Source organism: Streptomyces xanthochromogenes, from assembly GCF_014650455.1.
GTDB classification, from domain to species: Bacteria; Actinomycetota; Actinomycetes; order Streptomycetales; family Streptomycetaceae; genus Streptomyces; species Streptomyces xanthochromogenes.
In genome coordinates this window covers 145,706-170,558 of record NZ_BMUZ01000002.1, presented here as the reverse complement: position 1 = coordinate 170,558, position 24,853 = coordinate 145,706, and the positions used below count along the sequence as shown (strand labels likewise).

The window sequence follows — 24,853 nt, the reverse complement described above, 5'->3', positions numbered from 1 at the left end:
CACGAACTGATACGCGTTCTAGTTCTGAGTGCAGTCTTATGAGAGCTACCCCGGGTACGCAAGGGTTGTGCACGCCCCGCGTGGGGAGTTCAGTGGGCAACAGATGCTGCCGCGAGCCTTGCTTGTTGTAGAACCCGTTACTACCTTTCGGACAACTTCTGATGGACCGTCAGACATGGAGTGGCCGATGCGTTGCCCCCACCTGCCCGACGGGTTCGACTTCACCGACCCCGACCTGCTCCAATCCCGCGTACCGCACCCGGAGTTCGCCGAGCTGCGCGGGACCGCCCCGGTGTGGTGGTGCGCCCAGCCGACCGGCATCTCCGGCTTCCAGGACGACGGCTACTGGGCGGTGACGCGGCACGCCGACGTCAAGTACGTGTCCACGCACCCGGAGTTGTTCTCCTCCACCACCAACACCGCGGTGATCCGCTTCAACGAGTCGATCAGCCGCGAGCAGATCGACGTACAGAAGCTGATCATGCTGAACATGGACCCGCCCGAGCACACCCGGGTCCGCCAGATCGTCCAGCGCGGCTTCACCCCGCGCGCCATCCGCTCCCTGGAGGGCGCACTGCGCGACCGTGCCCGCTCCATCGTGGACGCGGCGCTCGCGGAGGCCGACAAGAACAACGGCACCTTCGACTTCGTCACCAACATCGCCGTCGAACTCCCCCTCCAGGCCATCGCCGAGCTGATCGGCGTCCCCCAGGAGGACCGGACCAAGATCTTCGACTGGTCCAACAAGATGGCGGCGTACGACGATCCGGAGTACGCGATCACCGAGGAGATCGGCGCCGAGGCGGCGATGGAGCTGGTGTCGTACGCGATGAACCTCGCGGCCGCCCGCAAGGAGTGCCCGGCCAAGGACATCGTCTCGCAGCTGGTGGCGGCCGAGGGCGAGGGCAATCTGCTCTCCGACGAGTTCGGCTTCTTCGTGATCCTGCTCGCGGTGGCCGGCAACGAGACGACCCGCAACGCGATCAGCCACGGCATGCACGCCTTCCTGACCCATCCCGAGCAGTGGGAGCTCTACAAGCGCGAGCGCCCGGCGACCGCCGCCGAGGAGATCGTGCGCTGGGCCACCCCGGTCGTCGCCTTCCAGCGTACGGCGACCCAGGACACCGAACTGGGCGGCCAGAAGATCAAGGCGGGCGACCGCGTCGGCATCTTCTACTCCTCGGCCAACAACGACCCCGAGGTCTTCGAGGAGCCGCACCGCTTCGACATCACCCGCGACCCCAACCCCCACCTCGGCTTCGGCGGCGGGGGCCCGCACTTCTGCCTCGGCAAGTCCCTGGCCGTGCTCGAAATCAACCTGATCTTCAACGCGATCGCCGACGTCCTGCCCGACCTGCGCCTCGCGGGCGATCCCCGCCGACTGCGCTCGGCCTGGCTGAACGGCATCAAGGGTCTCCAGGTGACACGCGACTGACCCGCCACCCGGAACCGGGAGGCAGGGGCCGTCCCCCTACGCCCCGCCCCTGTCTCCTCCCGGGCACTCGCTACCCTCGGCCCCATGATCAATGGGACTGGTCCGAGGCCGAGTTGGGACACCACCCGGCGCTGGGTGGAGAAGAACGTGGGCGCGCCCGTGGAGGGGGCGGTCGCGCTGCACGGCGGCTGGACCTCCGAGATGCGGCGCCTGTCCGTGGGCGGCGAGCGGCCGCGGTCCGTGGTGCTCCGCTCCTTCGTCAAGGAGTTCTACGCCCGGGCCGCCCCCGGGCTGCTCCGGCGTGAGGCGGACGTCCTGACGCTCCTCGCCCGCACCGGCGTGCCCGGCGCCGAGCTCATCGCCGTCGACCCCGAGGGGGCGTACTGCGACCACCCCTCGCTGCTCATGTCGCTGCTGCCGGGCGAGGTGCGCATCGACCCGCCGGGCGCCGACCGGCGCGCGCCGCTGCTGGCCCGGCAGCTCCTAGACATCCACCGCATCGAGGTCGACGAGGCCCACCGGCCGCGCACCTACGAGCCCTGGACCTCTCCCGGAAGCGTCCGGATTCCCGAAGCCACCCGCCGGCCCGACCTCTGGCGGCGCGCCGTCGACGTCATCCGGCACGGCCCGCCCGCCCACCGGCCGGTCTTCCTGCACCGCGACTTCCACCCCGGCAACGTCCTGTTCACCGGTGACGGGGCCGACCCGCACATCAGCGGCGTGGTCGACTGGGTCGAGACGTCCTGGGGCCCGGCCGACCTCGACGTGGCCCACTGCTCGACCAATCTCGCACTGCTCTACGGCGTCCCGGCGGGCCTCGCCTTCCCCGGGCAGTACCTCGCCGCGGGCGGCCGGCTCTCGCCCGACCGGCGTGACCTGGTCCACTGGCTGCTCCTGGACGCGCTCGCCTTCGCCCCGGACGCCGAGAAGGTCGCCGTCCCCTGGCGCACGCTCGGCCGCACCGACCTCGCACCGGGTGTCGTCGGGGCACGCCTGGAGGACTACCTCCAGGCCGTCCTCGACCTCGCGCCCTGAGCCCGCAGCTCTGGCCCACCCGACCCCTGAGCCCCCAGCCCTGGCCCTCTGCCCCCGACCCCTGAGCCCTGGCCGCCGCCCCGCCTGCGTCCACCCCTGCGCATCGCATCGCATCGCATCGCATCGCATCGCATCGGGGACCGAAAGCCCTTGATGCCCACCCCTCCCTGCTGAAACAGTTGCACTGCCCCCATATCGCGACGGAATCGGCAGGAAAATGGACGTACACCAACCGGATCAGCAGCCCCGGCAGGCATCGGCAGATTCGGCAGAGCTGGGTGTCACCGAGCGGACCCGGCACCGGCGGCTCCGCGAGCAGGGCAGTACGCGGGTCGCCGACCTCGACGCGATCCTGCGGGGCGGCTTCGTGTGCCACCTCGGGGTCGTCGTCGACGGCACCCCGATGGTGGTTCCGACGGTGTACGGAGTGGACTTCGCGACCCGGACGCTGTTCGTGCACGGGTCCGTCGCCAGCCGCAGCATCGTGCGGGCGCCCGAGGCCGAGGTCTGTGTGACCGTCACGCACATCGACGGGCTCGTGCTCGCACGCTCGGTGTTCGAGCACGGCGTCAACTACCGCAGCGCGATGGTGTACGCCGTGCCCCGGCTCATCACCGACGGCGACGAGCTCCTGCACGGGCTCAAGGTCCTGACCGAGCACTGCGCACCCGGTCAGTGGGACTACGCCCGGCGCCCCAACTCCAAGGAACTGGCAGCTACTTCACTGCTCGCCCTGCCCCTCGACGAGGCATCCGTCAAGACGGCATCGGGCCCGCCCGACGACGCTGACGGGCCCGACGGGGAGCTCGGCCTGTGGGCCGGGGTCGTGCCGGTGCGCACCTCGTTCGGGACGCCCGAGGCCGATCCGGCGCTGCCCACCGGCATCCCGGTCCCGGGCCATGTCGCGGCCCTGGGCGGCGGCACGCCCGGCAGCTGACCGCGGCCGGCCCGTAACGGACACAGCCGTACGGGCGGAACCGCCGGTCCCGCGGCGCCGTCGTAGCTCCCGGCAGTCGATCACACGGGGGACGCGGACATGCGGGACGGTCAAGGACACTGGCGGCGGGCGCTCCTGGTGGCGCTCGCGCTGGTGGCGCTGCAACTGGGTTCCCTGGTGGCGCCGGCGTACGCGTGCGGCTGCGGGGCGATGGTGCCGCAGAGCGGGCGTCAGCTGAGTGTGCGTCAGGAGACGTCCGTGGTGCGCTGGGACGGGCACACCGAGCAGATCGTGATGCGGCTCACCGTCGACGGGAACGCGCCCCGAGCCGCCTGGATCATGCCGGTGCCGAGTCGGGCCACCGTGAAGCTCGGCGACCGCGCCCTGTTCGACCAGCTCGAAGGGCTCTCCGCGCCGGTGCACCGCACCCACTCGTACTTCTGGCCCCGGGACGGCGACTGGCCGTTCGCCGAGGAGCGCGGCGTGGGCGACGGCGCGCCACGGGCCGGGGCGACGCCTCCCGTCGAGGTGGTCGGCCGCGAGCGGCTCGGCCCCTTCGACGTCGCCCGTCTCACCGCCTCCGACCCGACGGCGCTGCGCGACTGGCTGGCCCGCAACGGCTTCCGGCTCCCGCCCGCGCTCGCCACCGAACTGCGGCCCTACGTCGAGCAGAAGTGGGAGTACGTGGCGATCCGGCTGGCCCCCGACCAGGCGGGGCGCACCCTGGGCGGCCCCCTCGACCCGCTGAGCCTGACCTTCGCGAGCGACCGCGCCGTCTACCCGATGCGGCTGTCCCGGCAGGCGAGGACGCCGCAGATCCTGAACCTGTACGTCCTGTCCGGCCACCGCATGGAGACGGCCTCCGCGATCGGCGGCCCGGCGCCCGAGACGCTGTTCGCGGGCCGGGTCGAGCATCCTTCGGGTGCGCTCGGCGACCTGACCGGCCGGGCCGCCCCGGTCTATCTGACCGCCCTGACCCAGACCTTCCCGAAGCCCTCCCTCATCACCGGCGACCACGAACTGAGGGCGGCCGCCGATGACGCCCCCTTCCAACGAGTCCGGTACACCGACGAGTTGACGACGGTGGGCGGGGTCCCGGCCTGGCTGCTCACGGTGGGCGGCGGCCTGCTGGTGCTGCCGGCCGCGGCCGGGGGCGCCGCCGCTTCACGCCGCCGGAGGGCCGGCGCCCGGGCCGAAGCCGCCCGTACCCCGGGCGTTTAGGGGCGCGGCGGACCGCGCGCGAGCCACGCACGGCGGGCGGAAGGGAGCGGGTTCGAGGGCGCGGGGAACTGCGCGACCGGCCCCACGGCCCGCGGCCGGAAGCGGGGTTGGAGGGGTGAGCCCTCACAATTCCTTGGCGAACCAGCGCTCGCTGTAGGGGCCCTCGCTGTAGGGCGCCACCTCGCGATAGCCGTGCTTCGCGTAGAGCCCGCGCGCCTCGACCAGATCGTGCCGCGTGTCCAGGGCGATCCGCCGTGCGCCGAGGCGCCGAGCCGCGTCCTCCAGGGCCATGAGCAGCGCCCCGCCGCCCCCGGTCCCGCGTGCGAAGGGGCGGACGTAGACGCGGGTGAGCTCGGCCGTCGCCGGGGCCGTACCGTCGATCACGGGGGCCTCGGCACACAGCAGGACGCCCCCGCACGCGGCCGGCCGCCCTTCGTACCGGCCGACCACGAAGTCACCCGTCGGCGACCGGAGCCGGTCCGCGCCGTCGTCGGTGAGTCCCCGCTCGATCTCCTCGGAGGTGGCCGGTCTGCCGTACCACCGGCTCGCCACCTCGTCGTAGTAGTCGCGCCGCAGCACGCTCGCGTCGGGGGTGTCGGGCCGCTCGACGGCCATGATCCAACTCATGGCCACTGCCTATCCCGGGCCGCCCCGTCCTCGCCACCCAATTAACGCCGCCCCGTTCCGCCCGGTCGGCGGGCGGTTCACGCCGCGTGGTCGCGCGGGGCGGCCGGGCCCGTCGGCCGTTCCGACTCGGAGCCGGACAGCTCCGAGGACAGCTCCTCGATCAGCTTCACCAGATCCCGGGGACGGTCGGGCCCCCACCAGTCGCCGAGCAGTTCGGCCAAGGACTCCTCGCGGGCCTCGAACAGGCGCACCGCGACCTCGCGGCCCTCCTCGGTCAGCACCAGCGGCAGTCCGTCCCGTCGGGCGAGCCCGCGCCCCTCCACCTGGCGCGCTGCCTCGGTGATGACGTGCAGCGGCACGGGGGCGCGCTCGGCGAGCACCGCGGGGTCGGCGGAGCCGTACTTCCGGATGCGCAGCAGCAGCCAGCTCGCCGCCGGGAGCAGGTCCAGGTCCGCCTTCGTGGTGATCGTCCGGTAGATCTCCCGGCGCCCCTCGCGCGTGCCGAGCACCGAAAGGGCCCGCGCACACTCGTCGTAGGAGGACCGCTCGACGGGATTGGAGGCGAGGGTCTGGCTGGTGTCGGGCGCGGTGACCGCGCCGCGCAGCTTGTCCTCCTTGAGGAACCACGCCGTCACGAAGGCGAGGAGGACGACCGGGGCCGCGTACAGGAAGACGTCGGTGATGGACGAGGAGTAGGCGTGCAGCACCGGTGGGCGTGCGGCGGGCGGCAGTTGGGCGATGGCGTGCGGGTCGGCGGAGATCGTGGAGGGGCCGATGCCGGGCGGCAGCGTCTGTCCGGCCAGGGCGTCGGAGAGCTTTCCGGTGAGCCGGTTGGTGAAGATCGTGCCGAAGATGGCCACGCCGAAGGAGGCTCCGATCGACCGGAAGAAGGTGGCTCCCGAGGTCGCGACGCCCAGGTCGGCATAGTCCACCGCGTTCTGCACGACCAGGACCAGGACCTGCATGACCAGGCCGAGACCCGCGCCGAAGACGAAGAAGTAGGCGCTCATCTCCCAGGTGGAGCTCGACTCGTCGAGCCGGTGCAGGAACAGCAGGCCGATCGCCGTGATCGCGGTGCCCAGGATGGGGAAGACCTTCCACCGGCCGGTGCGGGAGACGATCTGGCCGGATGCCGTGGAGGTCAGCAGCAGGCCGAGGACCATCGGCAGCATGTGCACGCCGGACATCGTCGGCGAGATGCCCTGGACGACCTGGAGGAAGGTGGGCAGGTACGTCATCGCGCCGAACATCGCGAAGCCCACGATGAAACTGATGACGGCGACGAGGGTGAACGTGCGGATGCGGAACAGCTTCAGCGGGAGCACCGGCTCCACGGCCCTGCGCTCCACCGCGACGAACGCCACGAGCAGCACCACGCCGAGCACCGCAAGACCGATGATCTGCGCCGAGGCCCAGGGCCAGGTCGTACCGCCGAGTGACGCGACCAGGACCAGGCAGGTCGCGACGGAGGCGATGAGGAAGGTGCCCAGGTAGTCGATGGTGTGCCGGGTGCCGCGCGCCGGGATGTGCAGCACCGCGGCGATGACGAGGAGCGCGACCACGCCGATGGGCAGGTTGATGTAGAACACCCAGCGCCAGCTGAGCTGTTCGGTGAAGAACCCGCCGAGCAGCGGCCCGAGCACACTGGTGGCGCCGAACACCGCACCGAACAGGCCCTGGTACTTGCCGCGTTCGCGGGGCGAGACGAGGTCGCCGACGATCGCCATGGACAGCACCATCAGGCCGCCGCCGCCCAGTCCTTGGAGCGCGCGGAATCCGATCAGCTGGCCCATGTTCTGCGCGATGCCGCACAGTGCCGAGCCGATGAGGAAGATGACGATCGCGACCTGGAACAGCTTCTTGCGGCCGTACTGGTCGCCGAGCTTGCCCCACAGCGGTGTCGCGGCGGTCGACGCCAGCATGTACGCCGTGACGACCCACGACAGGTGTTCCATGCCGCCCAGGTCGCTGACGATGGTCGGCAGCGCGGTCGAGACGATGGTCTGGTCGAGCGCGGCGATCAGCATGCCCAGCAGCAGCGCGCCGATGGCGACCAGTACGGTCCGCCGTTCCTGCCCCGCACCGGGGGCGACGGTGGCGGGGGCGGTTCCCTGAGCCATGGCCACGTCCCATCCGTGTGTGTGCTCCGACTCGCTCCCCCCATCTTGATCGGAATGTACGGAAATGGCCTGCCGGGGTCGCCCGCGCACGCTGGGGCGCCCGCGGGCCGCCCGGCATAATCGCTCGCAGTTTCTTGGGGAGGGGACCCGACGATGACCCGACAGGGCTGTCCCGCATGCGGTGCGGAACGCGGGGTGGACGGCAGACCCGGCTGCGTCTGCGGCGAGCGCGCCGCCGAGACGCTGCACGCCGAACGCTCGGCCGAGGCCGCCGCCGCGGAGGACTTCGACCCGCTGCGCATCAGGCCGTACGTGCTGCTGCCGAACGCCTCGGCCGGGCCGGAGGAGGGCGCCCCGGCCGCCCCGGAGGCGCCCGCCGAGCGGACGATGCGGCTCGGGGCGGTGGTCCCGGCTGCGGAGCCCGCGCCCACCGGAGCGGCGCGTCCCGCACCCCCGGAAGCCGGGCGCAGTCCCCGCAGGCGCCGCGTGGCCGCGCTGACCGTCGGCGCGGTCGCGGCGGTCGCGGTCGCCACGGCGGCGTTCGCGAGCACCCTGTTCGCCGACGACGCCACCCCGAAGCAGGCGCTGCCGGACGCGGCCGGGACCGTCGTTCCGTACAACGGCGACGACTCTGCGTCCCCCCAGGCGCCCTCGGCCGCCGCGTCCCGCACGAAGAGGGCGAGCCCGAGCCGGTCGGCGTCCGCGCGGCCCTCGGCGTCACCGTCCGCGTCCAGGGCCGCCTCGCCGACCCCGTCGAAGCCGCCTCCGGTCCCCTCCGCGTCCGTGTCCGGGCAGCCCTCGCACTCCCCCACGCGCCAGCCGCTCGCGCCTCCCGCGAGCAGCACGCTGCGGCGCGGCGACAAGGGGCCCGGCGTGCTCGAACTCCAGCGGCGGCTGGCCCAGTTGGGGCTCTACACCGGCAGCATCGACGGTGGCTTCGGCTCCCGGACCGAACGCGCGGTGCGCGACTTCCAGGCGTACCTGGGCGTCGAGGGCGACCCGGCGGGGGTCTACGGGCCGCCCACCCGCCAGGCCCTGGAGTCGGTCACGCGACGGCCCTGAGAACGCGACGCCCGCACCCGCGGGGGACGCCGTCCACCCAGCACGAGGGGGGCGGGTGGCACAACCCCCCTCGCGTTTTGTATCGTGGAGGAACAAAGTGATCCCTGCCTGTACTCCCTGACCGGCGGGCGGGGGTCACCTTTGTTTTTCCGCGCCACCCGTTCGCTTTTCCGTGCCACCCGCTCCCGTGCCCTGGAGTCCGCCGATGTCGGCCAGCACCACGACCACCACCGTCCTGACCGCCCGCGCCCTCCTCCTCGACATGGACGGGACGATCGTGAACTCCGACGCCGTCGTGGAGCGCTGCTGGCGCCGCTGGGCCGAGCGCAACGGCCTCGACCCGGAGGCGGCCCTCAAGGTCGTCCACGGCCGCCAGGGCTACGCCACCATGGCCGTGCTGCTCCCGGAGCGGCCGATGGAGCAGAACTACGCGGACAACAAGGTGATGCTCGCCGAGGAGACCGCCGACACCGACGGCGTCGTCCCGGTCGCCGGGGCCCCCGCCTTCATGGCCGCCATCGCCGGCCTTCCGCACGCCCTGGTCACCTCGGCCGACGCCGCGCTCGCCCGGGCCCGTATGACGGCCGCCGGTCTTCCCATGCCCGAGGTGCGGGTCACCGCCGAGAGCGTGGGCGCGAGCAAGCCGGACCCGGAGGGCTTCCTCAAGGGCGCGGCCGAGCTGGGCTTCGACCCGGCGGACTGTGTCGTGTTCGAGGACTCCGAGGCCGGCATCGCGGCCGGCCGGGCCGCCGGGATGCGGGTCGTCGGCGTGGGCCCCCGGGCGAACGCCCACGAGCCCACCGCGTACGTCCCCGACCTCACGCACCTCACGGTCACCGCCCAGGCGGACGGCACCCTGCGCCTGGAGATCACCGGCTGAGCGGCCCACCCCCCGAAGACGAACGGCCCCCGTCCTACCACGGGGGCCGTTTTCGTCGTCCTGCTGTGGGCGTGCGGGACGGTACGGATACGGTCCCGCACGCCCACGGGGTCGTCACCCGTAGGCGTGCGAGGCGTACGCGCTACCGGGCGCACCCGTGCGGGGCCTAGCCCGCGATCGCCTCGAAGAGGCTGAAGCCTGCCAGGGCCAGCATCAGGCAGGCCGCGATCTTGGTGATCAGACGCAGCGGCACGCGCTTCATCAGGGTCCGGCCCCCCAGGATGCCGAGGCCCGCGACGGCCCACAGGCCGAGCACCGCGCCGATGCCGACGGACAGCGGGTTGTCGTAACGGGCGGCCAGGTTGGCCGTCATGATCTGGGTGAGGTCACCGAACTCGGCGACCAGGATCAGCATGAAGCCGGCCCCGGAGACCTTCCAGAACGACTGGTCGGCGGGCGGCTTCACGTCCTCGTCGTCGTCGCCCTTCTTGAAGAGCAGCATCGCCGCGCCCGCGAGGAACAGGACGCCCACGATCGCCTGGAGCAGCCGCTGCGGCAGCAGGGTCAGCACACTGCCCGCCGCGATGGCGAGGACGACGTGGACGGCGAAGGCGGCGGCGACGCCGACGAAGACGTAGGAGGCTTTGTAGCGGGTGCCGAGCATGAGTCCCGCGAGCGCGGTCTTGTCGGGGAGTTCGGCGAGGAAGATCACACCGAAGGTGATCGCCATGATCGTGAGGCTGAGCACGGAAGGGGTTCCTCAATCGGTCGGGCGGGCCGCACCGAGAGCAGTTCCGAGCTGGATTCGGGGTCGCTTCGGCACGACAGCGCCATGAATGGTCATGTCACTGCGGCCGAAGGTCTCGCTGGCGGGTCCCTTGCGGGAACTCGCCTCCGGGCGCCGGCCAAGAACCCCTGGTGAGGGACTCGGCAGTATGTCGACGTTCCGGCGAAGAGCTACTCCCCTTCTGCGCCCTCAAGGGTACGGCATGCCGCACGCGGGCCATCAGGGACCAAGGTCCCGGACCTCGCGGTGCACCTTGCCGCGTGCCACGAGTTCGAGCACCACCGACACCGCGACCGCCTGTACGCACATGAGCGCGACCAGCACGAACAGCTGAACCGCGCCCGCCTGCACCGGGGACGCGCCGCCGAGCAGCATGCCCACGAACGCGCCGGGCAGGGTGACCAGGCCCACCGTCCTGGTCTGGTCGAGACCGGGCAGCAGGGCGTCGGACGCGGCGGGCCGCGCGATCTCCAGACGGGCGTCCCGGTCGAGCAGGCCGAGCGCCATGCCGGCCTCCACCTCGCCGCGCCGCGCGGTCAGCTCGTCCAGCGCGCGGCGCCCGCCCAGCACGGTCGCGGTGAGCGCGCCGCCGATGAGGATGCCGGTGACCGGGATCAGCGCGATTCCCTTGAGCGGGACGAGACCGGTGAGCAGCAGCGCCGCGACCACGGGTGCGACCCCGGCCGCGATGGGGGCGGCCGCCCACCACCAGGTGGCGTTGGCGGTCATCCGGCGGCCCGCGGTGCGAACCGCGACGGCGAACATCAGCGCCAGGAATCCCAGCAGCAGCGGCACCGAGCCGACCACCCAGTGGATCGCGAGGGCGACCACGGCGAGCTGCACCGCCGCCCGCACCCCGGCGACGAGGATCTCGCGGTGCCGCCCCAGATGCGCGGCAGCGGCGACGCCCGCGGCGACGAGGAGCAGGGCGACCAGGACAGCCCCGAGCGTGATGTTCACGGGCAGCAGCACGCGCCCACCGTACGACGCGGGGCCCCCGGTGACGGCGGACCACTCCCCCGCGAGCCCGCCCGACTCCCGCACCGGGTGGGTGCCGGGCAGCCCGGTACCCACACCACATACCGGTGCCGCGCAGCCCGTTGCTCCCCCGCATACCGGCGCCGGGCAGCCCGCCACTCCCGCCGCGAGCCGGCCCCGGGCAGGCGGCCGCCCCCGTCGTCAGCCGGTGCCGGACGCCGCAGCGCTCCCGTCGCGAGCCGGTGGCGTCGGGCCGGAGCGCGCTCTGCCACAGGGGCCGTGCGCGCCGACAGTGCGTCAATTCCCTTGCCGTTCCGTGCCGTCCGGACTCTTGATCTGACGTGCCCATGTCGCCAGGCTGTTACCTGGCGCCCATTCCCAGGCAACCTGGCGCCGTCACGCTGGCCGGGCCGCCCATCCCGTGGCCGGTCAAGTTCCCCCCACTTCAAGGGAGTTCGCATGTCAGCCGCCATAGGAACGCGTACGCCCCGCGTCTACGCGCGTCGCTCCGCCGTCCTCGCCGCCGCTGCCGCACTCGCCGCGGGCGCCGCCCTGATCACCGCCCCGGCCGCCGAGGCCTCGCCGCCCACCCCGGTGAGCGCCGCCACCGCCCGCACCTATCTGGGTCAGCTCACCGTGCAGGCCGAGGGCTCGCTGACCGGCTACAGCCGCGACAAGTTCCCGCACTGGATCACCCAGTCCGGCACCTGCAACACCCGCGAAGTCGTGCTCAAGCGCGACGGGACCAACGTCTCGACCGACTCCAGCTGTGCGGCGACCAGCGGCAGTTGGTACTCCGAGTACGACGGCGCCACCTGGTCCGCCGCCTCCGACGTGGACATCGACCACATCGTCCCGCTCGCCGAGGCCTGGCGCTCCGGGGCCAACAACTGGACCACCCCCCAGCGCCAGGGCTTCGCCAACGACCTGACCCGCCCCCAGCTGATCGCGGTCACCGACAACGTCAACCAGGCCAAGGGCGACAAGGACCCCGCCAAGTGGCTGCCCTCCCTGACCTCCTACCGCTGCACGTACGCCCGGATGTGGGTCGACGTGAAGCACTACTACAGCCTCACGGTCGACTCCGCCGAGAAGAGCGCGCTGCAGGGCATCCTCAACGGCTGCTGACATCGCGTGTCGTGACATCGCGTGACGTGACTTTGCGTGACGCGACTTTGCATCAGGTGACGGCTCGTCAGGTCAACAACAAGCTTTACCCACAAGGCTGTTGAAACCTGTCGCACCCCTCCGTCGTTCCGTACCGTACGAACGGATCGGCGACGGAGGGGGCATCACATGGCCGGGCTGCGCCTGGGGCCGCTGCTGCGATATCTGGACCCGCACGGAGCCGCCACGCTGTGGGTCGAGGCCGACCGGCCCTGCTCCGCCCGGGTGCGCTGCGCCGACGGCACCGAGGGCGAGGCCGGCACCTTCCAGATCGCGGGACACCACTACGCCCTGGTCGCCCTGGACGGTCTGACGCCGGGCACCGCCACCGCGTACGAGGTGCTGCTCGACGGGCGCCCGGTGTGGCCGCCGCCCGACTCCCGCTTTCCGCCCAGCACCATCCGCGTCCCGGGGGCCGACGCCCCGCTCCGCGTCACCTTCGGCTCCTGCCGGCGCGCCCCCGACCCCACCGCCACGGACGCGCTCGACGCGCTCGCCACGGGCATCGCCGCGGACCCCGCCGCCGAGCGGCCCGACCTCCTGCTGCTCCTCGGCGACCAGGTGTACGCGGACAACGTCTCGCCCGACACCCGGCGCTGGCTGGCCGCGCGGCGGGACCTGCGGGACGCGCCGGGCGCCGAGGTGGCGGACTACGAGGAGTACACCCGGCTGTACTACGAGACCTGGCTCGACCCCGAGGTGCGCTGGTTCCTCTCCACCGTGCCGAGCTGCCACATCTTCGACGACCACGACGTGATCGACGACTGGAACACCAGCGCCGCCTGGCTCGAAGAGATGCGCGGCACGCCCTGGTGGCAGGAGCGGGTGCTCAGCGGCCTGATGTCGTACTGGGTCCATCAGCACCTCGGGAACCTCTCGCCCGCCGAGCTCGCCGACGACCCGCTGTATACGGCGGTGCGGGGTGCACCGGACGGTACGGAGGCGCTGCGCGCGTTCGCGGCGCTGGCCGACCGGGACCCGGCGACGGTGCGCTGGAGCTATCGGCGCGACTTCGGCCGCACCCGGCTCGTGATGGTGGACAGCCGGGCCGCCCGCGTCCTGGAGGAGGGGCGGCGGGCGATGCTCGACGAGGGCGAGGCCCGGTGGCTGGAAGAGCAGATGCCGGCCCCCGGGGAGTGCGACCACCTCCTGCTCGGGACGTCCCTTCCCTGGCTGCTGCCGCCGCTCGTCCACGACGCGGAGCAGTGGGACGCGGCCCTGTGCGCGGGCTCCCGCGGCCCGCGCTGGGCACGGATCGGCGAACGGCTGCGCCGCCGTGCCGACCTGGAGCACTGGGCCGCGTTCCCGGCCTCGTTCGAGCTCCTCACCGAGCTGATCGCCCGCACCGGCTCGGGTCCTGGCGCCCCCGCCACCATCAGTGTCCTGTCGGGTGACGTGCACCACGCATACGTGGCCCAGCCCTTCTGGCCAAATTCGGCGCCCCAACCCACCGCCCGTGTCTGTCAGTTCACGTGTTCGCCGGTCCACAACTCGGTTCCGGCCCCGGTCCAGGCCGGATTCCGCTTCGGCTGGAGCCGTGTCGGGCGCCGTATCGGCCATGCCCTCGCACGGCACGCGCGCGTGGTTCGGCCGGTGTTCGACTGGCGCAGGACCGGCGGGCCGTGGTTCGGAAACCAGCTCATGACCCTTACGCTGCACGGCCGTTCGGCACGGCTGCGGCTGGATCGGGCGCGCCGCGCCGGGCATCTGCGCAGTGGTCCAGTCCAACTGGAGACCGTCATGGACCGGCCGATCGCGCCAGACGGCACACCTGGCTCAATTCACCCAGCCGAAACAAGACATTAAGAATGTTGAACTTGCAAGCACTAATGAGGGCTGCCTAACCTGTGGAACCCATCGGTCCCGTCCCCAACCGAAGGAGCCCCCAATGGCTTCCCCCACGCTCGACGCCGAGCGCGCGCGTCCCTACGCGCTCGCCCTGTTCCGCATAGTCATCGGCCTCCTCTTCGCCTGCCACGGCGCGGCCTCCCTCTTCGGCGTCTTCGGCGGTGCGATGGGCGGCGGCTCGATCCCCGCGGGCACCTGGCCGGGCTGGTACGCGGCCGTCATCCAGCTCGTCGGCGGCATCCTGGTGCTGACCGGCCTCTTCACCCGCGCCGCGGCCCTGGTCTCCTCGGGCTCGATGGCGTACGCCTACTTCAGCGTCCACCAGTCGAACGCGCTGCTGCCCCTGCAGAACGGCGGCGAGGCCTCCGCGATGTACTGCTGGGCGTTCCTGCTCCTGGTCTTCACCGGTCCGGGCGCGCTCGCGCTCGACCAGCTCATCGGCGCCCGCCGCACCGCCCGGCCGGCCTCCGACACCCAGCGCGAGACCGTCGCCGCCTGAGCGGACGGACCGGCCTTCGCGCCGCCAACGCACCTGCCGCTGCCCGGAGTTCAGTCCCCGAACTCCGGGCAGCGGCCTGCCGGGGACCTCTCTCGCAGCCCGCTCGACTTCCGCTGTACCGGGACACCACCCACCCCTGGCAGAAATCTTCTGCAGGGCCGGGCGTACGCTCTACGGCTGTACCGCTGCCCCTGCCGCTTCCCCGCGACACCGCGGTATTCAGTCCCGGGGAACCGACAAGCCGCAGAGGAGCGAACGTGCTGGAGAGTGTGGGGGCGCTGACGTCCAGCCCCTGGATCTACGCCGTCGTGACCCTCTCCGTCCTCCTCGACGTCTTCCTTCCCGTGCTGCCCAGCGGTGTCCTGGTGATCACCGCGGCGACCACGGCCGCCGGGTCCGCCACCGCGGTCGGCGCGGAGGCGGCGGCGGGGACCGGCCACGCCGACCTGCTGGCGCTCGCCGCCTGCGCCGCCGGCGCCTCCGTCCTCGGCGATCTGGTCGCCTACCGCCTCGCCCTGCGCGGCGGCGCCCGCTTGGAGCGCGCGATCGCCCGCTCCCGCCGGCTGACCCGCGCGCAGGAACGACTCGGCATGGCGCTCAGCCGGGGCGGCGGCAGCCTCGTCGTCATCGCGCGCTTCGCCCCCGCCGGGCGGTCCGTGGTCTCCCTCGGCGCGGGTGCGGCGCACCGCAAGGTCCGCGAGTTTCTGCCCTGGTCGGCCCTTGCCGGCGTGGCCTGGGCGACGTACAGCGTGGGGCTCGGCTACTTCGGCGGGCAGTGGCTGGGCGCGACCTGGCTGGGCACGGGGGTGTCCCTGCTGGCCCTGTTCGCGGCGGGCGGCCTCGCGGCGTACGTCGTCAAGCGCCCGGGCCCGACGACGGCCCCGGCGGCCTGACGGGGCCGAGCGCCCCCGGCCCTGCGGCTACGCCGGCTTCCGCGCGGCGGCTCCCCGCACCTCAAGACCGTCCAGCAGCGCGCGCGTGGCTTCCGCCACCTCGTCCACCGCGCGCTCGAACACCTCCCTGTTGTGCTCGGCGGGCGCCCGGAAGCCGGACACCTTGCGCACGTACTGCAGGGCGGCGGCCCTGATGTCGTCATCGGTGGCCTCCTCCGGCATGGCCGGGGGCCTCAGCGTCTTGATGCTTCTGCACATGCCTCCAGTGTGACCGACACCACTGACAACGGCCCCGGCCCCCCGAATCCGTCCCACCCGGCCCGCCCCGCTCACCCCGCCCCACCCCCATCCCCATCCCCCATCGCGTCATCCCCCATCGCGTCCGAAAAACGCGAGGCTCCGCGGCGTCCGCCGATTAAGGTCGAGGGCATGGCGGAAGCAGCGAACGGCACCAGCACCGGCCCCGTACGCGTCGACAGCTGGATCTGGTCGGTCCGGCTCACCAAGACGCGCTCCCAGGCGGGCACGGCCTGCCGGGCCGGACACGTCCAGGTCAACGGCGAGCGGGTCAAGGCCGCCCACCAGGTGAAGGTCGGCGACGAGGTGCGGCTGCGCATGGACGGCCGGGAGCGCATCGTCAAGGTCGTCACGCTGCTGCGCAAGCGGGTCGGCGCCCCGGTCGCCGTCGAGGCGTACATCGACAAGAGCCCGCCGCCGCCCGCCCGCACGGACGCCCTCGCGGCGGGCGTACGGGACCGGGGCCTGGGCCGGCCCACCAAGCGCGACCGGCGCGAGATGGAGCGTCTGCGCGGCCTCTCCGAGAGCCGGCGCAGCGCGGGCTGAGGACAGCGGGCGGGGTGGGCCCGCGGGGACGGCCGGGCTCGCCCCGCGGTGCGCGCGGATTCCTCCGCGCATCAACTCGGAGGCCAACTCCCGTCATTGCGGAGTAACTTGGAGGCTTGCACCGGGCGCCAGGGGAAGCTCCCGGTCCGTCCCTCAAGGACTCGCAATGATCCTCTTGATGATCCTTCTCGCTCTGATCCTGCACGGAATCGGTCTCAGTCTCGGCGCCACCGTGCTCTCGGTGGCCGTCGCAGCCCTGCTGTACGCCGTCCTGCGCCGCTCCGGCGGCGGTTCGGCCTCCGGAGCGGGCGGCAGCGGTGCCGCCGGAGGCGGCCGGGCCGACTCCGACTACCGCTCCTACCGTGCCCGACGGGACCGGATGGACCGCTGGGAGCGCCGCTACCGGCGCGAGCGCCAGGGCCTGTTCTCCCGCCACCGCGACTGACGGCACGTCACCCCAACCGGAGTCGCCCCAACCGGGGTCACCTCGACCGGCGCCACCTCAACCGGCGCCACCTCAACCGGCGTCACGGCAAACGGCGTTCGCCGTCATCGGTCGGCTGTGGCCGGGCCCGTCGAGGACCCGGCTACAGCCAGCCGTTGCGCCGGAAGCCGCGGTGGATGACGAAGCAGGCGGCCGCCATCAGCCCGAGTGCCATGAAGTAGCCGTAACGCCAGTGGAGTTCGGGCATGTTCTCGAAGTTCATGCCGTAGATGCCGCAGACCATGGTCGGCACGGCGACGATCGCCGCCCACGCCGTGATCTTCCGCATGTCCTCGTTCTGGGCCACCGTGACCTGGGCGAGATGGGCCTGGAGGATCGAGTCGAGCAGCCCGTCGAAGGCGGCGATCTGCTCGGTGGTGCGCAGCAGATGATCCGCCACGTCACGGAAGTACGGCCTGACCTCCGGGTCGACGGAGGGCACCGCCTCACCGGCCAGCTTCTGCAGCGGCCGGTCGAGCGGGGCCACCGCCCGCTTCAGTTCGAGGAGTTCGCGCTTGAGCTGGTAGATCCGGCCCGCGTCGCCGCGTCCGGCGTTCTCGGCGAAGACCGCGGTCTCGACCGCGTCCATGTCGCTCTGCATGGCGTCGACGACGGCGAGGTATTCGTCGACGACGTGGTCGGCGATGGCGTGCAGCACCGCCGACGGCCCCTTGGCCAACTGCTCGCGCTCCTGCTCCAGTTCCTCGCGCAGCGGCCCGAGCGAGCCGTGCATGCCGTGCCGCACGGTGATGACGAAGTCGCCTCCGGTGAACACCATCAGTTCGCCGGTGTCCACCACCTCGCTGCTCGCGGTGAGTTCCTCGTGCTCGACGTAGCGGCAGGTCTTGAAGACGGAGAACAGGGTGTCGTCGTAGGGCACGACTTTGGGCCGCTGGTGCGCGGTGACGGCGTCCTCGACGGCGAGGGGGTGCAGCCCGAACAGCGCGGCCAGGCCCGCGAATTCCTGCTCGGTCGGCTCGTGCAGCCCGATCCAGACGAAGGCCCCGTCGCCCAGCCTGCGTACCCGGCGCAGTGCCTCCTCGACCGGGCAGTCGTCCTTCTGCCGTACCCCGTCGACGTACACGGCGCAGTTGACGACCGCGCTCCCCAGGGGCGAGCGCGCCGGATGGCTGAGGTCGACGGTCCGCCGGTAGGCCCGGCGCACCGCCCTCCGCAGGTTCCGCATCATCGCCACGACCAGCTTCCCTTCACCGAATGAGCGGCCAGTGTGCCACCGCCTCCTGTACGTCCACGCGCCCCCTGGGAGACGCGCCTCACCGCTGCCGCGTTCCCCCGCGGGCGGCGCGGGACACGGCCCGGAGGTAGCGCCGGGTGGCCAGGTCCTGGAGCAGCCGGGTCAGGGGCCCGCCGAGCCGGGCGTACCAGCTGGCGGGCCGGGAGAACGCGGCGACCTCGAACCACACGAGCCCGTCGGCCTCGCGCCCCACGACGAAGGACTCCTCGCCGCATTCGGGGTGGCCGGGCAGCGTGCCGTAGGCGAATCCGACGCGTTCGGCGGCGCGCACGGTCCACACCACGCGGCACGGGATGACCAGGCGCGGGAACGGCAGCCCGGGCAGCCGCAGGACGATCAGCGCGGTCGCGCCGGGCACGGCGGGCGCATCGGGGTGCACCCCGAACCCGGCGCCGCGCTGCACGCCCCACCCCATGACGCAGTCCCCGGCCCGCTCGAAGACCTCCTGCCCGTATCCGATCCGGACCCGGCGCCGGAACACGCGGTATCCGGCCTCGCCGCCGGGCAGCACCGGCCGGTCGGTCGCACCGACCTCCGGGTAGGCGGGCTCCGCCGCGCTGGCCCGTGCGTGGGCCGCCCGCAGCCCCCTGCCGATCGTCCTCACAACCGCCCCCTCTCCCCCGGCCCCGGCGTGGAAATCCCACACCACCGCACCGGAACCAACAGACCCCCGGCATCCCGTGGATCCGCCGGGGCCTCATCATGCACAGGGGTTACGTTTCAGCCAAGTACGGGCGTAATCTCAGCCATCCGGCGGCGTCCTCCCCGCTCCTGGCCCGCCGGATCGCGGCGCCGCGCGTTGACCCCCGAGCGCGCAGCGGTGCCGGCCGAGAAGCCCCGTCCGCACCCTGACGGGGCTTCCCGCTGAGCGCAATGGGCGGGCGGGACCCGCGGTGGGGCCGTCCTCAGACGCCGACGATCGAGTACGTCGCGTCGCGCGGCGTGCGGGCGGGGGTGTCGGCCGTGTAGTGCACGTGCAGCACGGTGAAGTAGGGCTGGCCCGACTGGCCGGGCCTCGGGCGAACGGTGTCGAGGCGGACGGTCACGGGGTACGTGTGGAAGCGGCCGGCGGCGCAGTAGGGGACGCAGTCGTTCACCACGTCCGAGCCCCGGCCTTCGGCCGACGCCGCGCCCCACTGCGTCCACTCCAGGGAGACGAGGCCGTTGTTTCCGTCACCGCAGGCGATCAGATAGCTGCTCGGCCGCACCTGTGGCTGCCCGGAGCAGTCGACCACGACGGTGTGGGGCTCCCCCGGCCCGACCGCGGCAGTGGCGGTTCCGACCGGCCCGACGGCCGCGGCAAGGGCCGCGACCGCTCCGACGAGGACTGCTGACCTGACCTTCTGGCGACCCATGGCTGCTCCTCGGACACTCCGGCTCGAAGCGGGTGCGCCGCGCGAGTGCCGGGGGCGGCGCAGTACCCATTGTCCGCTTCCTGCCGCGCGGCGCGACCGCGGCGGGGGTACGGCCCCGGGGTGGTCCGACCGCGCCTGGGGGGTACGGCTCGGGGTGGTTCGATCGCGGCGGGGGTACGGCTCGGCGTGGTGCTTCCTGCCGCAGCCCCGCCTCGGGGGCCCGCCCGGCCGGGTCTCAGGCCGAGAGGTGCTGGACGCCGGAGTCGCCTGCGGCGGCTTCGGGGGCGAGGCCGTGCTGGTCCTCCTCGGGGCGGCCCTTCCTGGGCAGCAGGAAGGTGATCGCGAAGAAGGCCGCCAGCAGGCAGGCCTGGACGATCAGCGCGTGCTGGAAACCGGTGACGAAGTCCCCGGCCCTCGCCTTGGCGAAGAACACGGAGCCGAAGACCGCGACACCGATGGAGCCGCCGACCGCCTGCACCGCCGACAGGACGCCCGAGGCGGACCCGATCTCGTCGTCGTCGACCGCGGCGAGGATGAAGCTGAACAGGGCGGCGATCACCATGCCGGCGCCGATGCCCGCGACCGCGACGCCGGGAGCGATGTCCCGGATCGAGAACGAGGTGGCGTCGAGCCCGTCGAGCTCGAACCACAGCGCGGCCGCGCCGGCCAGCTGGACCAGCGGCCCGATCTGCAGCACCTTGCGGCCGATCCTGTCCGCGAGGAACGCCCCGCTCACGGCGCCGCCGATCGCGGTTCCCACCGCGAGCGGCAGGTTGCCGAGTCCCGCGTCGCCCGCGGTGAAGTGCCGGCCGATCTGGAGGTAGAGGGTCAGCACGAGCTGGGTGCCGATCAGTCCGCCGAAGAACAGGGCGATGCCGCCGAGCCCGACGGTGAAGGCGGGCTTGCGCAGCAGGCCCGGGGTCACCAGTGGCGCGCGGCCCGCGGCCGCCGCTCGGCGCTGCTGCACGGCGAACAGGGCGAATCCTGCCGCCGAGGCGGCCATGCACAGCCATGTCCACAGCGGCCAGCCGTCCTCCTGGCCCTGGTTCAGCGGCAGTACGAGCAGGGCGCAGGACGCCACCACCAGGGCCGCCCCGGTCAGGTCGACCCGCACCACGCGGTCGCCCGTCCTCTTGGGCACGAACGTGGCGGCGACGATCAGTGCGGCGATGCCGATGGGCAGGTTGACCAGGAACACCGACCGCCAGCCCAGGCCGAAGAAGTCGCCCTCGATGAGGAAGCCGCCCAGTACGGGGCCGACGATGCCGCCCAGGCCCAGGACGGGGCCGAAGACCGCGAAGACCTTGGTGAGTTCGGGGCCGGAGAAGTTCTCCCGGAGCAGGCCCAGGCCCTGGGGCAGGAGCATCGCCCCCGCGACGCCCTGGAGCAGCCGGAAGCCGATCAGGGACCCGATGTTCGGCGCGACGGCGCACAGCAGCGAGCTCGCGGTGAAGGACCCGAGGCCGATCAGGAACATCCGGCGCCGTCCGTAGCGGTCGCCGAGCCGGCCGCCGAGGACCAGACCGGCGCCCAGGGTGAGGGCGTAGCCACCGATCACCCACTGCAGGCCGACGGGACCGGCCCCGAGGGACCTCTCCAGATCCGGGCCGGCGACGTTGATGATCGAGGCGTCGAGGAGATCCATGATCTCCGCGACGAGCATCGCCACCAGGATGAGCCATCGCCGACGGTAGGGCTCGGCCGTCCCGTCGGGGGCGGGGGAAGGGGCGCTCACACCAAGTACCTCCATGGTGAAGTATCTTTATGGTGAAGGTAAAGCGAGGGCGGTAGGTTGTCAAAAACGGGCGGCCCGTGCGGACCGCGCGGCCAGGGAGAAGGGCGGAGGGTCGGCATGGAGGAAGCCGTGCGGGACGGTGTCGCGGAGCGGCGCGAGCGGCTGATGGAATCGCTGAGGATCTACGGCGGCCACTACACCGAACTCGGTCGGCGCTTCGCCTCCTGGCTGGGCCTGCACTCCACCGACGCGACCGCGGTCCTGGAGATCGCCGCCGCCGAGGAGCGCGGCACCCCCCTGTCACCGGCCCGCCTGAGCGAACGCATCTCCCTGTCGACGGGCGCCACCACCGCACTGCTGAACCGTCTCGAAGCGGCGGGGCACATCACCCGCGCCCGTGAACACGCGGACCGACGCGTCGTCACCCTGCGCAGCGGCGGGCACATCCAGGAGCGCGCGGACGAGTTCTTCGGCCCGCTGGCCCATCGCCTCGACACCGCGATGTCGCACTACCCGCCGCGGCTACTGGAACAGTTCGAGGCGTTCATGGCCGACCTGAACAGCACCATGGACACCCACCTCACGGACCAGAACACCCAACCACCGCGCCCCTCCGGACCTCCAGGCCCGGGCCCCACCGACCGGGCTCGCTGACCGAGCATCAAAAGGCCCCCCGGACCGGGTCCGGAGGGCCTCTCAACCGATGCTTGCCTGCTCGGCACGGTGGGCGCGGACGGTTGCGAACCGCCGACATCTGCTTTGCAAGCGCGCCCGGCACCCAGCCTCAGCCGCGCCCGCCTGGATTGTGCCGCCTGCGCCGAACCGCTGAGGGTCACTCCGGTCCGCGCTCGTCGATGTCACCCGTGGATGTCGGCCGAGCGGGCCCGCGCCCCGGCTCACCGCTTCTTGCGAAGCTTCTTCATCTTCGCTTCGGCTTCCTTCTTCTTCCGCTGCTGGACCCCGTAGGCGGACCAGGATCCCGGGTGCTTCGCGCACCGGGAGGTGCCGATGACCGCTTTGTTCTGGCACCGCTTCCCGCTCTTGGTGGGAGCCCCACATATCGACTGCGTCACGTGCCCCTCCTGCGTACGAATCGCTGTGGACGGAACACTGCATCGTCCCAGGGACGACCGTCGCCGGGTAGGCGCGCACGAAGAGCATCGGCGCACGGACGATGGGCGGCACTGAGGTGCCTAGGACAGCACGGCGACCGTTCTGACGACCGGATCCGCCTCGGTGATGTCGGAGATGGACGGCGAAGGCCCCCCGCCATGATCGGCGGGGGGCCTTCGTGCTGGTGGGCGTGGACGGTTTCGAACCGCCGACATCTGCTTTGTAAGAGCAGCGCTCTACCCCTGAGCTACACACCCGTGGATGAGGGAACAGCGTACATGGCCCCGGGGGTGCCGCCGCAAACCCGATTGTGGGCGGGAGAACCGAGGGAGAAGCATGAACTGACCGGGCCGTGTGTTCGTCCCTACCTGGTGGGAGAATGGACCGGCAGGGCGACACAGCACGGGAGAGGGATGTGACGGGGACACACGCGCGGCCGTACAGCAGAGCGGGTGCCACCGTCCGGGACGTGCTGGCGCTGATCGCGTTCCCCGTGGTGCTCGGCGCCGCGGTGCTGCCGGGTGCCTTCGCCGGTGGCGGCACGCGCCGTTGGTTCGGCGGGCGCGGCGAGAGCGTACGGGCGGACGCGCAGGCGGCCAAGGACGCGGCGGCGGCCGCGTTCTACGAACTGGACACCGCCCAGCGCGATCTGCGGATCTCCATCGAGACCATCACGGCCGTGGACGGTTCGCCCGGCGCGCGGCGGGCCGTCGACGACTTCGCCGCCCTGGGCCGTCGCATCGACGAGGTCTCCAACCAGTACATCACCGCGGTCGACGCCCACGACCTGGACCGGGACGACCTGGACGCCTCGGTCGCCGCCCGGGCCCGGACCGAACTCACCGCCGCCAAGGACGAACTCGTCCGCGTCAAGGGCGAGCTCGACCGCTTCGAGCAGAGTCTGCGGCCGCTGCTCGACACCGCCGAGACCCAGCTCGCCCGGCTCGCCCCGGCCGTCGAGCGGGCCCGGCAGGCGCTGCTCGGCGCCAGCACCGCGCTGGACGCGGTACGCGGCTCGGGCCTGCGCGCCGACGACCTCGCGGCACGGCTCGCAGCCCTCGGGCCCGAGCTGACCAAGCTGAACCAGGGCGCGGGCCGGCACGGCGTGCCCGAGACGCTCCAGCGCGCCGACCGGGTGCTGCGCGACGCGGAGGCGCTGCGCGCCGAGGCCGAGCAGCTGCCCGCGAAGGCCGCCGAGATCGACCGCAGGCTGGTCTCGCTCCGCACCCGCGCCCAGGCGCTCACCACCCGGGCGGGCGGGGTCGACCCGGTGCTCAGCGAGCTGCGCCGGCGCTTCTCCGCCGCCTGCTGGCAGGACCTCCAGCAGGTCCCCGAGCAGGCCGCCGTCTCCGTACGGCAGGCGGAGGACAAGCTCAGGGAAGCGGCCAAGGCGCGCGAGGAGCAGCGTTGGCCGGACGCCACGTCGCTGCTCAGCACGGCGCGGGCGCTGCTCAACGCCACGGACGAGGCCGTATCGGCCGCGGGCGACCGGCTCCAGCGGCTCAACGCCGTCGCGAAGGACCCGCAGCAGGAGATCCAGCGCACCCGGTTCGCGATCCGCGACGCCCAGCGCCTCGCGATGTCCGGCCGCAACACCCCCGACCCGCGGCACGCCGGGCCCCTGGACGAGTCGGTGGCGCGCCTGGAGCGGGCGATCGGCACGCTCGAAGGGCGCCACCCGGACTACTGGCACTTCCTGACCGAGACCGAGGCGGTGCGGCGGACCGTGGCCGATGTGGTGGCCCGCATCCGCGAGGAACTCGGCCACGGCGCCTGAGCGACGGTACGACCTGCCACACCCTCGCCGACGCCGCCGGGTTGTCGCCGCTGAGTTGTTGCGGGCCCCGCCCGGGCGGATCCTTGAGTACGTACGCCCTGCGCGCCCAGGAACGAGGAGGGCCCCGCTATGGCCACCCATACGATCTCGCAGCGCTTCAACCACAGCCGCGTCTCGCTCAACGAGCATCTGCCGGTCGACCACCGCCTCAACCGCGTCTACCGTTACGGCGCCGGAGCGATGGGGGTGATCCTCCTGGTCTTCGGCATTCTCGGCCTGGTCCACCAGATCGGCTTCTTCGACACCGGCGGGGACACCGTCGCCGGGCTCAACACCAACGGCGCGCTGAGCGTCGTCTCCATCGTCGTCGGTCTGCTGCTCCTGTACGGGGCGTTCCGCGGTGGCAACTTCGCCTCGACGCTCAACATCGTCCTCGGCGTGCTGTTCCTGATCAGCGGATTCGTGAACCTCGCGCTTCTCGACACCTCGCACAACATCCTGGCCTTCCGGATGCAGAACGTGCTGTTCAGCTTCGTGGCCGGGCTGCTCCTGATGGTGTTCGGGATGTACGGCCGCGTCACCGGCTTCCTGCCGCACGACAACCCGTACTGGCGCGCTCGCCACGAGCCGGCCGACGAACAGCGCTGACCGGCCCGCTCCCAGCACCTGTGCACGGCCCGGCCCGGGACGCCCGAAGGTCCCGGGCACTGCCGTGTCGCGAGACCCCACATTAATTGCTAATTAACCAGTACTTGTGCAACTCTTTACCTTGTCCAGGGGAAACGTTGACCTATGACGGTCG

Annotated in this window: 25 protein-coding genes and 1 tRNA gene; 15 read left to right on the top strand and 11 right to left on the bottom strand. The window is 72.3% G+C overall.

Annotated features, from left to right (window positions below; all coding sequences use genetic code 11):
• Positions 1–187: 187 nt before the first annotated feature.
• From IE267_RS04620 to IE267_RS04605, 4 genes are all read left to right on the top strand, one after another.
• Positions 188–1,435, top strand: a complete 1,248-nt coding sequence (locus tag IE267_RS04620; protein ID WP_167153541.1) for a cytochrome P450 — start codon at positions 188–190, stop codon at positions 1,433–1,435.
• 84 nt (positions 1,436–1,519) lie between these two features.
• A complete protein-coding gene (locus IE267_RS04615; RefSeq protein WP_189762242.1) occupies positions 1,520–2,470 on the top strand; it encodes a phosphotransferase family protein in 951 nt (316 codons plus the stop codon).
• 217 nt (positions 2,471–2,687) lie between these two features.
• Complete coding sequence (locus IE267_RS04610; protein WP_189762241.1) at positions 2,688–3,407, top strand: pyridoxamine 5'-phosphate oxidase family protein; 720 nt, start codon at positions 2,688–2,690, stop codon at positions 3,405–3,407.
• 99 nt (positions 3,408–3,506) lie between these two features.
• Positions 3,507–4,628, top strand: a complete 1,122-nt coding sequence (locus IE267_RS04605; protein ID WP_189762240.1) for a DUF2330 domain-containing protein — start codon at positions 3,507–3,509, stop codon at positions 4,626–4,628.
• Between the two features lie 123 nt (positions 4,629–4,751).
• On the opposite strand, the gene IE267_RS04600 is transcribed toward IE267_RS04605, so the two are convergent.
• Together IE267_RS04600 and IE267_RS04595 are read right to left on the bottom strand one after the other, a co-directional pair.
• The gene (locus tag IE267_RS04600; protein WP_189762239.1) at positions 4,752–5,255 is read right to left on the bottom strand and encodes a GNAT family N-acetyltransferase; all 504 of its coding nucleotides are present in this window, start codon (positions 5,253–5,255) and stop codon (positions 4,752–4,754) included.
• A gap of 77 nt (positions 5,256–5,332) precedes the next feature.
• Positions 5,333–7,375, bottom strand: a complete 2,043-nt coding sequence (locus IE267_RS04595; RefSeq protein ID WP_167153532.1) for an MFS transporter — start codon at positions 7,373–7,375, stop codon at positions 5,333–5,335.
• Between the two features lie 195 nt (positions 7,376–7,570).
• Between IE267_RS04595 and IE267_RS04590 the strand changes: the two genes are divergently transcribed.
• Positions 7,571–8,437, top strand: a complete 867-nt coding sequence (locus IE267_RS04590; RefSeq protein WP_229860716.1) for a peptidoglycan-binding domain-containing protein — start codon at positions 7,571–7,573, stop codon at positions 8,435–8,437.
• 205 nt (positions 8,438–8,642) lie between these two features.
• Positions 8,643–9,317 (top strand): HAD-IA family hydrolase, encoded by a 675-nt coding sequence (locus IE267_RS04585; RefSeq protein ID WP_167153528.1) that lies wholly within the window; start codon positions 8,643–8,645, stop codon positions 9,315–9,317.
• Between the two features lie 166 nt (positions 9,318–9,483).
• Here the strand turns inward: IE267_RS04585 and IE267_RS04580 are convergent, their stop codons facing one another.
• Positions 9,484–10,065: a TMEM165/GDT1 family protein gene (locus IE267_RS04580; RefSeq protein WP_161255967.1), complete on the bottom strand. Its 582-nt coding sequence runs from the start codon at positions 10,063–10,065 to the stop codon at positions 9,484–9,486.
• Between the two features lie 258 nt (positions 10,066–10,323).
• Positions 10,324–11,076 (bottom strand): ABC transporter permease, encoded by a 753-nt coding sequence (locus tag IE267_RS04575; RefSeq protein WP_167153525.1) that lies wholly within the window; start codon positions 11,074–11,076, stop codon positions 10,324–10,326.
• Positions 11,077–11,541: 465 nt separating this feature from the next.
• Here IE267_RS04575 and IE267_RS04570 point away from each other — a divergent pair, with 465 nt between their 5' ends.
• From IE267_RS04570 to IE267_RS04555, 4 genes are all read left to right on the top strand, one after another.
• Positions 11,542–12,210 (top strand): HNH endonuclease family protein, encoded by a 669-nt coding sequence (locus IE267_RS04570; RefSeq protein WP_167153523.1) that lies wholly within the window; start codon positions 11,542–11,544, stop codon positions 12,208–12,210.
• Between the two features lie 168 nt (positions 12,211–12,378).
• Positions 12,379–14,055: an alkaline phosphatase D family protein gene (locus IE267_RS04565; protein WP_189762237.1), complete on the top strand. Its 1,677-nt coding sequence runs from the start codon at positions 12,379–12,381 to the stop codon at positions 14,053–14,055.
• An 82-nt stretch (positions 14,056–14,137) separates the two neighbouring features.
• The gene (locus tag IE267_RS04560; protein WP_161253939.1) at positions 14,138–14,596 is read left to right on the top strand and encodes a DoxX family protein; all 459 of its coding nucleotides are present in this window, start codon (positions 14,138–14,140) and stop codon (positions 14,594–14,596) included.
• 257 nt (positions 14,597–14,853) lie between these two features.
• Positions 14,854–15,489 carry a DedA family protein gene (locus tag IE267_RS04555; RefSeq protein ID WP_189762236.1) on the top strand — a complete coding sequence of 212 codons (636 nt, stop codon included), beginning with the start codon at positions 14,854–14,856 and terminating at the stop codon, positions 15,487–15,489.
• A 27-nt stretch (positions 15,490–15,516) separates the two neighbouring features.
• Here the strand turns inward: IE267_RS04555 and IE267_RS04550 are convergent, their stop codons facing one another.
• Positions 15,517–15,747: a DUF2277 domain-containing protein gene (locus tag IE267_RS04550; protein WP_161254988.1), complete on the bottom strand. Its 231-nt coding sequence runs from the start codon at positions 15,745–15,747 to the stop codon at positions 15,517–15,519.
• A gap of 171 nt (positions 15,748–15,918) precedes the next feature.
• Here IE267_RS04550 and IE267_RS04545 point away from each other — a divergent pair, with 171 nt between their 5' ends.
• On the top strand, positions 15,919–16,332 hold the full coding sequence (locus IE267_RS04545) for an RNA-binding S4 domain-containing protein (protein WP_161254985.1): 414 nt from the start codon (positions 15,919–15,921) through the stop codon (positions 16,330–16,332).
• 178 nt (positions 16,333–16,510) lie between these two features.
• Positions 16,511–16,777, top strand: coding sequence for a hypothetical protein (locus IE267_RS04540; protein WP_161254982.1), 267 nt, complete (start codon positions 16,511–16,513; stop codon positions 16,775–16,777).
• A gap of 142 nt (positions 16,778–16,919) precedes the next feature.
• Here the strand turns inward: IE267_RS04540 and corA are convergent, their stop codons facing one another.
• From corA to IE267_RS04520, 4 genes are all read right to left on the bottom strand, one after another.
• Positions 16,920–18,005 (bottom strand): magnesium/cobalt transporter CorA, encoded by a 1,086-nt coding sequence (corA, locus tag IE267_RS04535; RefSeq protein ID WP_167156260.1) that lies wholly within the window; start codon positions 18,003–18,005, stop codon positions 16,920–16,922.
• Between the two features lie 85 nt (positions 18,006–18,090).
• On the bottom strand, positions 18,091–18,675 hold the full coding sequence (locus IE267_RS04530) for a DUF1990 domain-containing protein (protein ID WP_229860714.1): 585 nt from the start codon (positions 18,673–18,675) through the stop codon (positions 18,091–18,093).
• A 301-nt stretch (positions 18,676–18,976) separates the two neighbouring features.
• Positions 18,977–19,426, bottom strand: a complete 450-nt coding sequence (locus IE267_RS04525; protein WP_189762235.1) for a hypothetical protein — start codon at positions 19,424–19,426, stop codon at positions 18,977–18,979.
• A 235-nt stretch (positions 19,427–19,661) separates the two neighbouring features.
• Positions 19,662–21,161: an MFS transporter gene (locus IE267_RS04520; RefSeq protein ID WP_229860712.1), complete on the bottom strand. Its 1,500-nt coding sequence runs from the start codon at positions 21,159–21,161 to the stop codon at positions 19,662–19,664.
• 117 nt (positions 21,162–21,278) lie between these two features.
• Between IE267_RS04520 and IE267_RS04515 the strand changes: the two genes are divergently transcribed.
• Positions 21,279–21,815, top strand: a complete 537-nt coding sequence (locus IE267_RS04515; protein WP_167153511.1) for a MarR family winged helix-turn-helix transcriptional regulator — start codon at positions 21,279–21,281, stop codon at positions 21,813–21,815.
• Between the two features lie 242 nt (positions 21,816–22,057).
• Here the strand turns inward: IE267_RS04515 and IE267_RS04510 are convergent, their stop codons facing one another.
• Together IE267_RS04510 and IE267_RS04505 are read right to left on the bottom strand one after the other, a co-directional pair.
• Positions 22,058–22,234 carry a hypothetical protein gene (locus IE267_RS04510; RefSeq protein WP_167153509.1) on the bottom strand — a complete coding sequence of 59 codons (177 nt, stop codon included), beginning with the start codon at positions 22,232–22,234 and terminating at the stop codon, positions 22,058–22,060.
• A 222-nt stretch (positions 22,235–22,456) separates the two neighbouring features.
• Positions 22,457–22,531: transfer RNA gene (locus tag IE267_RS04505), tRNA-Val, on the bottom strand.
• A 158-nt stretch (positions 22,532–22,689) separates the two neighbouring features.
• Between IE267_RS04505 and IE267_RS04500 the strand changes: the two genes are divergently transcribed.
• Entirely contained in the window at positions 22,690–24,051 is a 1,362-nt protein-coding gene (locus IE267_RS04500) for a coiled-coil domain-containing protein (RefSeq protein ID WP_167153506.1), read from the top strand.
• Positions 24,052–24,180: 129 nt separating this feature from the next.
• The gene (locus IE267_RS04495; RefSeq protein WP_167153504.1) at positions 24,181–24,699 is read left to right on the top strand and encodes a DUF4383 domain-containing protein; all 519 of its coding nucleotides are present in this window, start codon (positions 24,181–24,183) and stop codon (positions 24,697–24,699) included.
• Positions 24,700–24,853: the final 154 nt, after the last annotated feature.